This is a genomic window from Chromobacterium sp. LK11 (assembly GCF_001043705.1).
In the GTDB taxonomy this organism is placed as follows: domain Bacteria; phylum Pseudomonadota; class Gammaproteobacteria; order Burkholderiales; family Chromobacteriaceae; genus Chromobacterium; species Chromobacterium alkanivorans.
The window spans coordinates 17,115-32,069 of sequence record NZ_LDUR01000001.1 but is presented as its reverse complement, the minus strand read 5'-3'; the positions used below and the strand labels follow the sequence as shown (position 1 = coordinate 32,069).

General features: G+C 68.0%; 9 protein-coding genes. 5 read left to right on the top strand and 4 right to left on the bottom strand.

Annotated elements, in window-relative coordinates:
- Positions 1 to 76: 76 nt before the first annotated feature.
- The 4 genes from VK98_RS00095 (at position 77) to VK98_RS00080 (ending at position 3,071) form a co-directional block, all read left to right on the top strand.
- Complete coding sequence (locus VK98_RS00095) at positions 77 to 499, top strand: DUF488 domain-containing protein (RefSeq protein WP_053077148.1); 423 nt, start codon at positions 77 to 79, stop codon at positions 497 to 499.
- Between the two features lie 19 nt (positions 500 to 518).
- The gene (locus VK98_RS00090) at positions 519 to 947 is read left to right on the top strand and encodes a MarR family transcriptional regulator (RefSeq protein WP_048412089.1); all 429 of its coding nucleotides are present in this window, start codon (positions 519 to 521) and stop codon (positions 945 to 947) included.
- A gap of 70 nt (positions 948 to 1,017) precedes the next feature.
- Positions 1,018 to 1,668, top strand: a complete 651-nt coding sequence (locus tag VK98_RS00085) for a response regulator transcription factor (RefSeq protein WP_048412088.1) — start codon at positions 1,018 to 1,020, stop codon at positions 1,666 to 1,668.
- Positions 1,665 to 3,071 carry an ATP-binding protein gene (locus VK98_RS00080; protein WP_048412087.1) on the top strand — a complete coding sequence of 469 codons (1,407 nt, stop codon included), beginning with the start codon at positions 1,665 to 1,667 and terminating at the stop codon, positions 3,069 to 3,071. Before VK98_RS00085 ends, VK98_RS00080 begins: the two co-directional genes overlap by 4 nt.
- 83 nt (positions 3,072 to 3,154) lie before the next feature.
- Here VK98_RS00080 and VK98_RS00075 read toward each other — a convergent pair whose 3' ends face one another.
- Genes VK98_RS00075 through VK98_RS00060 form a run of 4 tightly spaced genes read right to left on the bottom strand, consistent with a single transcriptional unit; the run spans position 3,155 to position 7,335 of the window.
- The gene (locus VK98_RS00075; RefSeq protein ID WP_197082916.1) at positions 3,155 to 4,552 is read right to left on the bottom strand and encodes an efflux transporter outer membrane subunit; all 1,398 of its coding nucleotides are present in this window, start codon (positions 4,550 to 4,552) and stop codon (positions 3,155 to 3,157) included.
- 8 nt (positions 4,553 to 4,560) lie between these two features.
- On the bottom strand, positions 4,561 to 5,481 hold the full coding sequence (locus VK98_RS00070; RefSeq protein ID WP_048412085.1) for an HlyD family secretion protein: 921 nt from the start codon (positions 5,479 to 5,481) through the stop codon (positions 4,561 to 4,563).
- On the bottom strand, positions 5,478 to 6,197 hold the full coding sequence (locus tag VK98_RS00065; protein ID WP_048412084.1) for an ABC transporter ATP-binding protein: 720 nt from the start codon (positions 6,195 to 6,197) through the stop codon (positions 5,478 to 5,480). Before VK98_RS00065 ends, VK98_RS00070 begins: the two co-directional genes overlap by 4 nt.
- Before the next feature lie 10 nt (positions 6,198 to 6,207).
- Entirely contained in the window at positions 6,208 to 7,335 is a 1,128-nt protein-coding gene (locus VK98_RS00060) for an ABC transporter permease (protein WP_048412083.1), read from the bottom strand.
- Between the two features lie 829 nt (positions 7,336 to 8,164).
- Between VK98_RS00060 and VK98_RS00055 the strand changes: the two genes are divergently transcribed.
- A complete protein-coding gene (locus tag VK98_RS00055) occupies positions 8,165 to 14,875 on the top strand; it encodes a type I polyketide synthase (protein ID WP_048412082.1) in 6,711 nt (2,236 codons plus the stop codon).
- Positions 14,876 to 14,955 lie beyond the last annotated feature (80 nt).

The following is a 14,955-nucleotide window of genomic DNA, read 5'->3' as shown; positions in this document are numbered from 1 at the left end:
CCATTAAATATCGTAATGCGATATTTCTGACGACGCCGCACCGCTTCCGCCGCCAGATGAAACCAGGAGTGACGCAATGGACGCAAAAATTCGCCTGTTGCCGGTGAACGAATACCGGCCGGGCCTGGACAACGCATTTTTGATCGAAGAAAACTGGCCCAAGGGCCTGCCGCGCCAGGGGCTGGACGCCGCCCACTGGCTGAAGGGCGTGGCGCCTGCGCCCGGCCTGCTGAAATGGCTGCGCCAGGACGAGCGGCATTGGTCCACGTTCTGCGAGGTGTACTGGGCGGACCTGGCGGCGAACCCGCAGCGCTGGTGGCCGCTGTGGAAAGCCAGCCGGCGCGGCGGCCTGGCCTTGCTGTATGTGCCGCAGGAGGGCGAGCGCCAGCCGGCGCAGGCCCTGGCGCAGTTCCTGGGCGACAAGCTGGACGAGATAGAACGCATCGAGGCGGGGGAGCTGGCTTCGCCGGTGTGCTACCGCGCCTTGCTGGACGGCTGAGCCGGACGAGGAGAGCCGCGTGTCCGAGCCCCCGAGTTTTTCCAAGCAGGATTTTGAACGGCTGGCGGATTTCCGCTACCGCTTGCGCCGCTTCCAGCGTTTCAGCGAGGAGGCGGCGCAGCGCCACGGCATCACCATGCTGCAGTATCTGCTGTTGTTGCAGATCAAGGGCTTCCCCGGCCGCGACTGGGCCACGGTGGCCGAGCTGGCCGAGCGGCTGCAATCGCACCACCACAGCGTGGTGGGCCTGATCAGCCGCTGCGAGCAGCAGCAATTGGTGGCGCGCAGCCCGGGGCGGGAAGACCGCCGCTGCGTGGAAGTGCGGCTGCAGCCCAAGGGGGAGGCGCTGGCGGAGCAGCTGGCGCGCGAGCATCGCGAGGAGTTGCAGGCCCTGCGGCGGCTGGGCGACGTGCTGTCGCTGGATCATCTGTTGCAGGCTCAGGACTGAGGCGGCGCGGTAGCTTTTGCCAGGTCGCTCTGGCATGATTTCGACATCATATCTGCGGCGGGTAAATGTCGTGAACATACTGTTGGTGGAAGACGATCTGGCGCTGGGCGAGGCGCTGGGACAGGCTCTGCGCCAGGCCGGTTTTCGCACCGTCTGGGTGCGGCGGCTGAAGGAGGCGCGCACCTTTCTGGCCGAGGAGCCGCAGGACGCGCTGCTGCTGGATCTGGGCTTGCCGGACGGCGAGGGCCTGCACTTGCTGCAGGAGCTGCGCGGCAACGGATCGACGCTGCCTGTGATCATTCTGACCGCGCGCGACGCGCTGGAGAGCCGGCTGGCCGGCTTGCACAACGGCGCCGACGACTACCTGGTCAAACCCTTCGCCATCCCGGAACTGCTGGCCCGGCTGCAGGCGGTGACCCGGCGCAGCAGCGGCTTCGTGTCGGCTAATTGGCAGATCGGCGATTTGTGCATCAACGCCGACACCCGCGAGCTGTCGATGAGCGGCGCGGTGGTGGCCTTGTCGCCGTCCGAGTTCGCGTTGATGTTTGAACTGGTGCGCAAGGCCGGCAAGGTGGTCAGTCGCGAGCATCTGGTCGAGCACCTGTGCTGCGAGTCCGACAACGCGCTGGAAGTGCATGTCCACAATCTGCGGCGCAAGCTGGGTTCGGACTGGATCCGCACCATACGCGGCGTCGGCTATCTATTGCCCAAGCCGGCATGATCATTCCCTCGCTGGCGCGGCGCTCGCTCTACCGGCGGCTGTTATGGACCAGCCTGAGCACCATACTGGCGGTATGGCTGGTCCTGTTCGCCTGGTTTTACTGGGAGGTGACCCGGGTGGGCTCCGGTTATCTGGACGGGGATCTGCGCGGGCTGGCGCGCACGCTGGCCACCGTCTACAGCGCCGACATCAAGGAGAGCGAGCGCGCCCGCGTCGTCGATCAGCTGATCGGCCAGTTCGGCCACGGCTACAGCGAAAGGCCGCCGGCCAAGAACGAGCTGGCCTATCGCATCGTCGACAAGCGGCAGCGCCTGCTGGCGGTGTCCGGCGCCTGGCCGGAACTGGAGCAGCCGCCCAGCGGCGGCGCGCCGGCCAACCAGGGCCGCTGGCGCATGCTGACGGCGAGCGGGGACGAGGTCCGGGTGCAGTTGGCGATCGCGCGCAGCTTTGTGCAGCGGGTGCAGGCCGAAATCCTGATCTTCTTCTTGCTGCCGCTGATCGCCGCGGTGCCCATCATCATGTTGCTGCTGCGGGTCGGCTACGGCCGCGCCCTGCAGCCCTTGGCGACGCTGGCCACCACCATCACCTCGCGCGACGTGCAGTCGACGGCGCCGCTGGCCTGCGCCGATCCCGAATACCAGGAATTACGGCCGGTGTTCAATTCCGTCAACGAGCTGCTGTCGCGGCTGGCGACCTTCCGCGAAGGCGAGCAACGCTTCTTCGCCGACGCGGCGCACGAGCTGCGCACGCCGCTGGCGGCGATAGGCGCGCAAGTGCACCTGCTGGCGCGCGCGGAATCCGAACAGGAGAGGGCGGCGCTGGCGGCGATGCTGGACGTCAGCATAGGCCGCAGCGGCGAACTGGTGGGCAAGCTGCTGACCTTGTCGCGGCTGGACGCGGAGTCGGCGCGGGTGCTGCCTTTGGCCTTCGACCTGGCGGCGCTGGCGCGCGCGGCCCTGGCGCGGCAGGTGCCGCGCGCGATGGAGCGCGACATCACCCTGGCTTACGACGGCGCGCAGACGGCGGCCTGCTGCGGCGACGCCAGCGCGATGGACAGCTTGCTGGACAATCTGCTGGACAACGCCATCCGCTACTGCCCGGACGGCGCGTCCATCAATGTGGAGGTGAGCGAGAGTTTCTCCAACCTGAGGCTGGCGGTGCTGGACGACGGGCCGGGCATCGCGCCGCAATGGCGCGAGCAGGTGCTGAAACGCTTCGTGCGCCTGCCGGACAATACCGTCACCGGCAGCGGCCTGGGGCTGGCCATCGTCAAGCGGGTGGTGGAGCTGCACGGCGGCAGCCTGTTGCTGACCGACGGCTTGCACGGCAACGGCCTGGGCGTGGAAATCCGGCTGCCGCGCTGCGCCGCGCCGCTGGCGGAGCGCGGGGCGCGGCCGGCCTGAGCCGGCCGGGTTTCTGCCTTGCCGATGCGCGGAGCCCGCTTGCGATCCGGCCGCGTCAGGCGCGGCGCATCGCAAGCGGACGTTCAAGGCGCGGCCTGATCCGCGCCCTCCCAGCCGCCGCCCAGCGCGGCGATCAGATTGGCCGCCGCCAGCAGCTGTTGGCGGCGCGCGCCTTGCACGCCTTGTTCCGCCTGCAGCTCTGCCAGTTGCGCGCGCCATTCCGCCTGGCCGTCGCTGAGGCCCACGCCGCGCGCGTCGCGCTCGGCGCGCAGGCGGCGGCTGGCGTCCAGGTACTGGCGCTGCCTGGCCTCCTGATCCGTTTTGGCGAAATGAGCGGCGGCCGCCGCGTCTTCCACTTCGTACACGGCGCGGGTGACGGCGCCGCGCCAGGCCGCGTATTGCTCGGCGGCGGCGGAGCGCGCGCGCTGGGCCTCGGCCTGGCGCTTGCCGGCGTCGAACAGCGGAATGTCCAGCTGCGGCAGCAGCGACCAGTGCAGCACCTTGTTGCCGCGCAAGCCGGACCAGCTGCCGGCGCTGATGCCCAGGCCGCCGCTCAGGGTCAGCGACGGCCAGCGGGCGGCTTCGGCTTCGTCGATGCGCGCGCGCGCGGCGTCGTAGCGCGCCTGGGCCGCGCCCAGGTCCGGCCTGCGCTGCAGCAGCCGGGCCGGCAGCTCGCCGCCCACTTCCGGCAGCCTGAGCTCGCGCAGCGGCCGCGCCGGCGGCAGCCCGCAGGCGTCCGGCATCCTGGCGGCCAGCTGGCACAGGCTGCGCTCCACCCGCTTCAGCGCGTCGCCTTGCTGGGCGACCAGGCGAGCGGCTTCGCTGGCCTCGCTGTCCGGCTCCAGCAGCTGCTTGCCGCTGGCGAGGCCGACGCGGCGCTTGGCGGCGACGCCGGCCAGCAGGCGCTGGCGCAGCCGCGCGGCTTCCCGGAGCAGTTCGATGTCGGCGGCCAGCTCCGCCCGCGTCAGCCACAGCTCGGCGGTTTGCCGCGCCAGGCTTAGGCCCAGCGCGTCGCGGTCGCCGCCGCTGGCCTTGAGGTCGGCGCGCCCGGCGCGCACCGCGGCGCTGACCCGGCCGCGCAAGTCCACTTCATAGCCCAGCGCCAGCCGCGTGTTGTAGCGGGTGCTGGGGTTGGCGGTGTCTTCGCCGACTTCGCCCAGGTCGAACTTGGACAGCTTGCGCCGTTCCACCGATTGCTCGAAGTCCAGCTTGGGATAACGGTCGGCGTTGAGCACGCCCAGTTCGGCGCGCGCGGCGTCCAGCCGCGCCAGGCTGGCGGCGAGATCGGTGTTGCCCTCGCGCACCGCGGCTATCCACTGGCCGAGGCCGGGGTCGCCGAAGCCGTCCCAGGCCTGGGCGTCCGGGCCGGGGCCGGGCAGGGTCTGGCCGTAGCGCTCCGGCAGCGCCGGCGCCGGGCGCGAGGGTTCCAGCCCGGCGCAGCCGCCGAGCGCCAGGGTCAGCAGCAGGGCGATCGGTCGCATCGCGCGCATCATGGCTTGCCCGCCTTGTCTTGTCGGGCGATGCGCACCAGCACCCGCTGGCCGATGCGGATTTCCGGCGCGTCCACCAGCGCCAGCACGCATTCGATCACCCGCACATCCTGTTTCTCATTGGGGTCGTCGTTGTCCGGACGGTTGCCGAACACCTGGCCCAGCCGCAGCACCTTGGCCTTGTAGACCTTGGTTTCGTCCGCCTCCAGCGTCACCTCGGCCGCCTGTCCCGGCGTCACCGAGCCGACGTAGCGTTCTTCCAGATCCGCGCGGACGATGCGCGGCCCGTTGGGGGCGAACATGAACAGCGGCGTCACGTTCAGCGTGGAAGTGCCGTCGCCGGGGCGGGCCTGGCGGCGGATGATGCGGCCGGCCAGCGGCGCGCGCACCACGTGCTGGTCCACTTCCAGCTTGCTGGCCGCCACTTGCGCGTCGGCGGTGGCCACCGCCGCCTGCTGGCGGGCCAGCTCGGACGCGCTGAGTTTGACCTGGTCGCGGGCATTGTCCTTTTCCTGCTTGGACACCACCTCGTCGCCGCTCAGCGCGGACACGCGCTGCAGTTCGCGCTGGGCGATGGCGTGCTTGACCTGCGTCAGCGCCAACTCCTGCCGCGCCTCGTCGCGTTCCTGCTCGCGCACCTTCATCGCCAGATTGGCCTCGCGGTCGTCGATGCGGGCCAGCACCGCGCCGGGCTTGACCTCGGCGCCTTCCTCCACCGACACCTCGCGGATGATGCCGGCGCGCGGCGCGGCGATATTGATCACCCCGCCTTCTATGCTGACGCGGCCCTTGGCGATGGCGGCCCACGGCGATTGCTGGACCGGCGCCGGAGGCGGCGGCTCGGAGCAGCCGGCCAGCAACAGGCTCAAGGCCAGCAGCGGGCCCAGGCGCAGCGGGGTCTTGGGAATAGGGCTGCTCATGCTACCTCCATCGGCGTGTTATGGACGCGCAGGTCTTTGACCACCTGGCCGTCTTCCAGGGTGATGACGCGGTCGGCGTGCTTGATCAGGCGATTGTCGTGCGACACGCCCAGCACCGTGGTGCCTTGTTCCTGGGCGATCTGGTGCAAGAGATCGATCACCACCTGGCCGTTGTGGCTGTCCAGCGCGCTGGTGGGCTCGTCGGCGAACATCAGCTTGGGCCGCTTGACCAGAGCGCGGGCGATGGCGACCCGCTGTTTTTCGCCGCCGGACAGCTCCATCGGCCGCAGCTTGGCGCGCGGGCCCAGGCCCACCAGCTCCAGGGCTTCCTGCGCGCGTTTTTCGGCTTCGGGCTTGGCGATCTTGGGGCCGTAGTTCAAGGGCAGCAGCACGTTTTCCAGCGCGGTCAGCGAGGCGAACAGATTGAAGCCCTGGAACACGAAGCCGCAATGCTCCAGGCGGAAGCGGCTCAACTCCTCGATGGAGCGCCGGGTCAGTTCCATGCCCAGCGCGGTGACGCGGCCGGAGCTGGGCGGCAGCAGGCCGGAGAGCACGGACAGCAAGGTGCTCTTGCCGGAGCCGGACGGACCGATGATCAGGGTCAGCTCGCCGGGCAGGATGGACAGCGAGATATCGGTGAGCACGGTTTGCTCGGTCTTGCCGTTGCTGAACGAGCGGTTCAGGTTTTCGCCGACGATGGCGGGGGAGGCGGACATGAAAGTCTCCTTATCGCAATAGGGTAGAGGGCTCGGCCTGGTTCAGCGCGCGCAGCGCGGACAGGCCGGACAGCAGAGCGATGCCCAGCACCAGGGTGCCGGTGGCCATGCAGCCCCACACCGGCACTTCCAGCGCGATGTGGGCGTGACGGGCGGCGACCACCAGCAGCGCGCCGACCACGGCGGTGATCACCAGGCCGGCCAGGCCGACCCAGAACGATTGCTCCAGGATCACGGCGCGCAAGGAGGAGGAAGACACTCCCAGCGCCCGCAGGGTGGCGTATTCGCGCAGCGCGGCGACGATGGCGGCCATCAGCGTCTGGCTGGTGATGACGATGCCGACCAGCAGGCCCAGCGCGGAGGAAAACAGGAAGCCGGAGCCGGCGCCGGACTCGAACAGCCAGTACACCTGGGACTGGATGGAGAACTCCTCGGCGGTCCACACCTGGAAGGGCTTGAAGCTGCCCGCCGGCTGCAGCTGGTCGCGCACCAGCTCGGCGCGGCTGGGATCGCGCAGCCGCGCCAGGAAGTAGTCGGTGGCGTCGTTGCGCAGATTGGGGTCGATGCGGCGCGCGGTGTTCAGCGAAGTCAGGATATTGGCGCCGCCCATCGCGCGCATGCCGTTGACGGTGCCGCCGATGCGCACCCGCTTGCCGCTGAGCTCGGCGTAGTCGCCTATCTTGACGCCCAGCTTTTCCAGATCGCTCTCATCCACCAGCACGGTGCTGGGCACCGTCAGCTCCTGGCGCAGCGCCGGGGTCAGCAGGGTGGCGAAGGTCATCGCCTGCGGTCGCGGGTCGATGCCGATCAGCACCGCGCTGAGCTTGCCGCCGCCGGGCCGTTGCCAGTCCGCCATGGTCCAGGTGAAGCGCTCCACCGAGGTGACTTCCGGGTGCGCCCACAGATTGTTCTCGGTCTTGCCGGGAATGGGCCGCGCCAGGTCCACGCTCTGGGTGGCCGGATAGCCGACCCAGAGATCGGCGCTGGAGCGGTCGATGTAGACGCCTACCGAACTGAACATGCCCAAGAGCAGGCTGAGCTGCACCTGGACCAGCAGGCCGGCGAAGGCCACCGCCAGCACCGCGGGCAAGAAGCGGCGCCACTCGTAAATCAGCGAGGCGCGGGCGAGGGAGACCATGGTCAGGCCTCCGCGTCGGCGCCGGGGCGGCGGGGGGGATGGGTGGACTGGGGCATGACTGTCTCCGGGATGAAATGGGGGCAGTATGCCTATTCCTGCTTAGGGTTTTCTGAGCGCGGGGAAGCAGTAATAACAGCGGCCGACAAACCCTTGATGCTGCATTGTGCCGACTTGCCGTACTCAAGTGCCGCCAGCGTCGGCGCGCCTTGCCTCGGCCGTGAAACTGATTTTGTCAGCCGCTTTTAAGGCGACGGCGAGGTACGGGTTTTCCCTAGTATTAATACCACTGGTATTAGTCTGGGCATTGAATTTGAATGCCGCGCCGATAAGGCACTGTTCTTATTGTCTGCTCAGATTCCCCTCAGTTTTCTTTTTTCAGCGCGGAAATTTTATTTTTCAGTAATGGATTTACTAAAAAATAATGACTTTGGCATTGGTGTGTCAATAAGGATACACATTGAAAATCAATGACTTAGTTTGTTCTGTATATATTTTTCTCCAGAACTGTGGAGGTAAATCAGTCAACTGCAAGAAAGCCCTAAGGAAACACTAAGATTTCAACGTCATAATTTTCCAAAACCGGATTTGACAGTTTGAGTTGTAAAGATTTTGTCAACTTTAAAGCGCGGTTTTTGATGTGGTTTGGGTAATAGGCAGCAGGCGCGTGCGGCGGTTTGGCCGGACGCGAATTCGATCCAGGCTTTGCGTGCGGGACCGGATTTAAAGAAAGGCAGTCGACCCTGGCCGTGCGGCCGGCGATTGCGCTTCCCGGTTGGTGCGCGGCGGCAAGCGAATGATGCGAAACAGCAGGTTCACCGCGGGAGGAGCAATGAGCAAGACCGTATCGAGCAGGATAGGACCGGGCACGGTGGATATCGCGATTGTGGGCATGGCCAGCCACTTTCCCGATGCGGCCACCTTGTACGATTTCTGGACCAATATCGTCGACAAGAAGGATTCCCTGACCGACATCGACCAGAAGAACGGCGATGAGTACTGGCGCAAGGAAGACTATTACAGCGCGGACCCGAGCGCCGCGGACAAGACTTACGGCCACCGCGCCGGCTTCGTGCCGGCCATCGATTTCGATCCGGTGGAATTCAAACTGCCGCCGCTGATGCTGGAGTCCATCAGCACCGCGCAGATTTTCGCGCTGCACGTGGCCAAGCAGGCGATGCTGGACGCCAGGCTGGTGGGCGACGACGCGCTGCCGGTGGACAAGGACCGGGTGGGGGTGATCCTGGGCGGCGCCGGCAACGGCAACACCTCCTTCTCGCTGGCCTTCCGCCAGCAGGAACCGTATCTGCGCAAGGTGCTGAACCACGCCGGCCTGCCCGGCGCGGTGGCCGACGAGGTGATAGACCGCGTCAACCATTTATATCTGGAATGGAACGAGGACAGCTTCCCCGGCTTCCTCGGCAATGTCGCCTGCGGCCGCATCGCCAGCTATTTCGATCTGGGCGGCACCTCTTACATGGTGGACGCCGCCTGCGCCAGCAGCCTGGCCGCGATCAAGGCGGCGGTGGGCGAACTGGTGGACGGCAGCTGCGACGTGGTGCTGACCGGCGGCGTCAACCTGGAAAACTCCATCTTCTCCTTCCTGTGCTTCAGCAAGACTCCGGCCCTGTCCAAGAGCAATCTGTCGCGCCCCTTCGACGAATCCTCGGACGGCATGATGCTGGGCGACGGCGTCGGCTTCCTGGTGCTCAAGCGCCTGGAAGACGCCGAGCGCGACGGCGACCGCGTCTACGCGGTGATCAAATCGCTGCAGGCGTCCAGCGACGGCCGCGCCAAGAGCATTTTCGCGCCGCGTCACGAAGGCCAGGTCAAGGCGATGCGCCGCGCCTACGAGCGCGCCGGCATCTCGCCGGCCGAGATCCAGCTGGTGGAGGCGCACGGCACCGGCACCCAGTCCGGCGACGAGACCGAGATCAAGAGCTTGCGCGCGGTGTTCGAAGCCGGCGGCGCTCAGCCCGGCTCGGTGGCCATAGGCAGCGTCAAGTCGCAGATCGGCCATACCCGCTGCGCCGCCGGCGCGGCGGCGATGATGAAGGCCGCGCTCAGCCTGTATCACAAGGTGTTGCCGCCCACCATCAACGTCAGCCAGCCCAGCCGCGAACTGGCGGACAGCGCCAGTCCCTTCTACGTCAACATCGACAGCCGGCCGTGGCTGAGCCCGGTGGGCGGCGCGCCGCGCCGCGCGGCCTTAAGCGCCTACGGCTTCGGCGGCACCAACTACCACGCCATCATGGAAGAGCACCAGGCGCGGCCGCAGGGCGATTTCCGCCTGAATCTGCGCCCGGAAGTGGTGCTGCTGCACGCTGACGGCTCGGAACAGCTGCTGGCGCTGGCCGAGCACAAACTGGCCGCTTTCCGCGCCGAAGACGCCGGCTATCAATTCCGTCTGCATCAAGGCGCCGCGGCGCGCGCGCCGGCCGCCTCCGCGCGGCTGGCCTTCGTCGCCGCCTCCGCCGAACAGGCGGCCGGCCTGCTGGACGAGGCGATCAAGCTGTTGCGCGCGCGCCCGGATCAGGACTGGGAACATCCGCTGGGCATTTACTACAAGCGCGAGGCGGCGCCGCTGGCCGGCCGCGTGGTGGCCTTGTTCCCCGGCCAGGGCGCGCAATACGTGAACATGGGCCGCGACATCGCCAACGATTACCCGGCGATGCGCGAAACCCTGGAAGGCCTGGACGCGGCGGCGCACGCCGACGGCCTGCCGCTGCCGTCCGCGGCCATTTTCCCGCCGCCGGCCTTCGACGCGGAGACGGCGGACCGCCAGATGGCGGAACTGACCCAGACCCGCACCGCGCAACCGGCGATAGGCGCGATCAGCGCCGGCTACTACAAGCTCTTGCGCGGCCTGGGCCTGCGTGCGGACTTCCTGGCCGGCCACAGCTACGGCGAAGTGACCGCCTTGTGGGCCGCCGGCGTGTTGAGCGACGAGGACTTCTACCGGACCTCGCTGGCGCGCGGCGCGGCGGTGGCCAGCCCGGTGCCGGGCGGCGAGCCGGGCGCGATGCTGGCGGCCTCGCTGCCGGAGAGCGAGGCCAGCGCGGTGCTGGAGCGCTTCCCCGAGCTGGTGGTGGCCAATTACAACTCGCAGCAGCAGCTGGTGTTCGGCGGCGCGAGCGACATCATCCGCCAGGCCCATGAATTCCTGAACGAGCGCAAGGTGCGCAGCCAGGTGCTGGCGGTGTCGGCGGCCTTCCACACCGACTTCGTGCGCCACGCCTGCGCGCCCTTCGAGGCCAGCCTGGCCGGCATCCCGTTCCAGGCGCCGCAGGCCGCGGTGTACTCCACCGCCAGCGGCGAGCGTCACGCCGACGACCCGGCCAAGATCAAGCAATCGCTGATCGGCCAACTGGTCAGCCCGGTGCGCTTCCAGCAAACCATAGAACGCATTCATCAGCAGGGCGGCTACCTGTTCATCGAGATCGGCCCCAAGGGCATTCTGGGCAAGCTGGTAGCGGACATCCTCAAGGACAAGCCGCACGCGGTGGTGTCGCTGAACCCCAGCGCCAACGGCGAGGAAGCGCTGCAATTCAAGCGCGCGCTGGCGCGGCTGGCGGTGGAGGGCGTGGAGCTGAGCTCCACCGATCCGCAGGCGGCCCTGCCGCTGGCGGCCGAGCCTAAGAAAAAGGCGCTGACTTACGCAATGAGCGGCGGTTTCTTCTACTCGGAGAAAGCCAAGCAGCGCCGCGCGCACGCCATGCGCAAGGATACGCGCGTCATCGACGCCTTCATCGACGAGCGGCTCGCCGCCAGCTCGCCGCCGCGGGCGCCGGAGACGGAGCGGGATAGTACGGTAGTGGTGGAAACTTTGGTCGACAACAGGGACGACATGATGTGGCTGGCGCCCGTTCATGTCATAAGCGGAGAGGGAATCATGCAACGCAGTAGCTCGGACAACGAAGTATTGAGCGTGTTGGACGCGCAGATCCAGGCGCAGAACATGCTCAGCCAGGTGCACCAGCAGTTCCAGCTGAATCAGAAGGACTACATTCAGCTGCTGGACTCGCTGATGACCAAGCAATACACCTTGCTGGAGAAATTCCAGGGCAGCCAGCAACTGACCGAAGTGGTGGCCAGCCTGGGCCAGAGCCTGCAGCTGCTGGACAAGAACCAGGAGCTCTACCACGTCAACCACGAGCATTACTTCGACAACCAGCAAGCCCTGCTGGGCGGCGACGTCGCCGCTCGCGGCGGCCAGGTGACGGCCCGCCTGCAACAGCGCGCCCCGCTGGAAGTGAGCCTGCCGACGCCGCGCGCCGCGGTGGAACTGCCGGCGGCCGCGCCTCTGGCGCAGCCCGTCGTCGTCGCCGCTCCGGCGGCGCAAGCGGCTGAGGTGCAAGCGCCCAAGCCGACGCTGCAGGAAATCCCGCAAGCCGTGGCTCCGGCAGCCGCGCCGGCCCCGGTCGCCGCCCCCGCCGCTGTAGCCGCCGCGCCCGCCGCCGCCGCGATCAGCGCCGAAGACCAGGCGCTGATCCAGCGCTTCGAAGCCCTGACCGAGGCCGACCTGATCAAGCAGCTGATCGCCATCGTCAGCGATCGCACCGGCTACCCGGCCGACATGATCAATGAGGAAATGGATCTGGAGGCCGACCTGGGCATCGATTCGATCAAGCGCCTGGAAATCTTCGGCGCCATGTTCGACCAGCTGTCCGCCGAAGTGCCGCACTTCCAGGACATGGAAAAGCAGAAGGACATGGAAACCTTCGACATCGACGCCTTCAGCAACATCCGCAAGATGGGCGGCTTCTTCAAGCAGACCATTTCCGAACTGCTGACCGAACTGAAGCAGGGCGGCGCCGCCGCGCCGGCCGCCGAAGCCGCTCCGGTTCCGGCCGCCGCGCCGGCCCCGGTCTCCAGCGAACCGGCCTTGCACGAAACCCCGGCGGCGGAGGCCAAGCCCCTGCGTCAGCTGGGCGTGGTGTCGTCGACCAAGAAACTGGTCGCCGACGTAGCCGTGGAGGACACCGCAGCAAAAAAATCCCTAGCTGAGCCCCGGGAGACGGCATCTGCCCTCGCTCAGCAATCCCCTGTAAGTGATGCCCATACGGTAACCGCGTCCATCCATCGTTTCCAGGCGCGGAAACAGGCCTTGCCCAAGCCGGACCTGTTGGAGCTGGCCGCCGGCCGGCTCTGGCTGCTGACCGACGACGGCAAGGGTTTAAGCGAAGAAGTGGCCAAACAGCTGCTGGCCCACGGCCAGCAGGTGGCGCGGCTGGTGTTCAAGTGGCAGCAGGCCAAGGGCCAGCGCAAGGCGATCAAGCACGTCAACGACTACGTGCTGGAACGCGCCGACGAACTGGCGCTGGAAGACGTGCTGTCGCGCATCGCGGTGGCCGAAGGCCAGGTGGGCGGCTTCATCCATCTGCAAGCGCCGGCCGGCAACGTCAAATCGCTGGCCAACGCCTTCGCCGCGGCCGAGTACGACACCGCTCAGGCCTTGTTCCTGCTGGCCAAGCTGCTGCAGCCCTCGCTGACGCAGCCAGGCCCGGGCCGCGCGTGCTTCTTCGTGGCCAGCCAGCTGGACGGCGAGCTGGGCACCGCCCGGCGCGCCGCCTTCCCGGTGGCCGCCGCCGGCGTCAGCGGCCTGAGCAAGGCGCTGAACATCGAGTGGGAAGACGTGTTCTGCCGCACCGTGGATTTCGATCCCAAATGCGGCAAGGGCGCCATCGCGGCGATGCTGCTGGAAGAGCTGCGCGACGTGCAGTCCGACGTGGCCGAAGTGGGCCGCGGCGTCAAGGGCGAGCGGATGACGCTGGGCTTCGAAGCAGCGCCGACCGACCCTCAGGCCGTGGCCAATATCGACGCCAAGACCGTGTTCCTGGTCACCGGCGGCGCGCGCGGCATCACCGCCGAGTGCGTGATCGCGCTGGCCAAGCGTTATCCGGCCCGCTTCGCGCTGCTGGGCCGCACCCGCATCGACGCGCCGCCGCCGGAATGGGCGGAGGGCGGCGGCGAGCTGGCCGAGCTCAAGGCGCGCGCCATCCGCCATCTGCAACAGCAAGGCGAGACGGTGACCCCGGTCAAGGTGGACGCCTTGCTCAAGGAAGTGCTGCAACTGGCCGAGGTGCGCGCCACCATCGCCGGCATCGAGCAGGCCGGCGGCCAGGCCATCTATCTGGCTTGCGACATCGGCGACGCCAAGGACGTGGCCCGGGCGGCGGCGGAGGCGCAGCGGCAGCTGGGCCCGATCCGCGGCATCATCCACGGCGCCGGCAATCTGGCGGACAAGCGCATCGAGAAAAAGACCCCGGCCGATTTCCGCTCGGTGTTCCACACCAAGGTCAAAGGGCTGGAGAACCTGCTGGCGGCGGTCAAGCCGGATGGTCTGCGCCATCTGGTGCTGTTCTCCTCGGTGTCGGGCTTCTTCGGCAACGCCGGCCAGACCGATTACGCGATGGCCAACGACGCGCTGAACAAGTTCGCCTATCTGTACCAGACCCTGTACCCGAAACAGCAGGTGCGCAGCATCAACTGGGGTCCGTGGGACAGCGGCATGGTCAACGACGTGCTGAAGAAGGCCTACGCCGACCGCGGCCTGGCCATCATCCCCACCTCGGTCGGCGCGCAGTTCTTCGTTGACGAGTTCGCCGCCGGCCTGGTGCCGCAGGTGATCGTGGGCGGCGGCAGCTACAAGGTGGGGCGCAAGCAGAAGACCCTGCCGGCGCTGACCCGGGTGGAGCGCGAGCTGGACCCGGCCGTCAACGGTTTCCTGGCCGACCACGTGGTGGGCGGGCAGCCGGTGCTGCCGGCCACGGCCGCGGCCGGCTGGATGGTGCAGCTGTGCGAAGACCTGCTGCCCGGCTACCGGCTGGAGACGCTGACGGACTTCCGCGTGCTCAAGGGCGTGGTGTTCGACGCCGGCGAGCAAAAGCGCTTCATCGCCGAACTGCGGCCGGTGGCCGAAGCCGGCGGCAACGGCGACCGCCACACGCTGGAGGTGAGCATCTTCAACCAGGTGGACGGCGCCGCGCTGAACCGCTACCAGGCGCGGGTGACCATGAGCCGGCTGGCGGCGGAGCAGCCGGCGGACGGACCGCAAGCGCCCACCGGCGCGCCGCTGGAGCATCCGCCGCTGTACGGCGACATGCGCGACGGCGCCTGGCTGTTCCACGGCCCGGCCTTCCGCGGCGTGCAGACCTTGTTCCGTCTCGACGGCCAGGGCCTGCAAGCCGGCGGGCGGCTGGCCGCCGCGGCCGGACAGGGGCAGTTTCCGGTGAACTCCTTCAACCCCTACCTGGCGGACGTGGCGTTGCAAACGCCGCTGGTCTGGCTGATGTCGCAGTCCGACAAGGCCGGGCTGCCGCTGCAGATCGCCGAGTGGCGGCAGTACGCGCCGCTGGCTTTCGACCAGGCCTTCTATCTGAGCATGGCGGTCACGGCGCAAACCGCGACCACTCTGCTGGCCGACGTCATCGTCCACGGCGCCGACGGCAAGGTGTACAGCAAGCTTTCCGGCTTGCAGTTCACCGTGTCGAAGAAGCTGCGGCAGCTGATGTGCGACCCGGAGGCCAGCGTGGCGGTGTGACGCGAGCAAGGCCGCGCCCGCGGGCGCGGCCGGTCCGGAGCGCGGCGACGCGTTCCGGCCATACAGCCGAGGCGCGGCGG

Excerpts from the sequence above, each read along its gene's own strand:
- VK98_RS00070 (WP_048412085.1), bottom strand. The coding sequence starts at position 5,481 with ATGAGCAGCCCTATTCCCAAGACCCCGCTGCGCCTGGGCCCGCTGCTG.
- VK98_RS00060 (WP_048412083.1), bottom strand. The coding sequence starts at position 7,335 with ATGGTCTCCCTCGCCCGCGCCTCGCTGATTTACGAGTGGCGCCGCTTC.
- VK98_RS00080 (WP_048412087.1), top strand. The coding sequence starts at position 1,665 with ATGATCATTCCCTCGCTGGCGCGGCGCTCGCTCTACCGGCGGCTGTTA.
- VK98_RS00055 (WP_048412082.1), top strand. The coding sequence starts at position 8,165 with ATGAGCAAGACCGTATCGAGCAGGATAGGACCGGGCACGGTGGATATC.
- VK98_RS00075 (WP_197082916.1), bottom strand. The coding sequence starts at position 4,552 with ATGCGACCGATCGCCCTGCTGCTGACCCTGGCGCTCGGCGGCTGCGCC.
- VK98_RS00095 (WP_053077148.1), top strand. The coding sequence starts at position 77 with ATGGACGCAAAAATTCGCCTGTTGCCGGTGAACGAATACCGGCCGGGC.
- VK98_RS00065 (WP_048412084.1), bottom strand. The coding sequence starts at position 6,197 with ATGTCCGCCTCCCCCGCCATCGTCGGCGAAAACCTGAACCGCTCGTTC.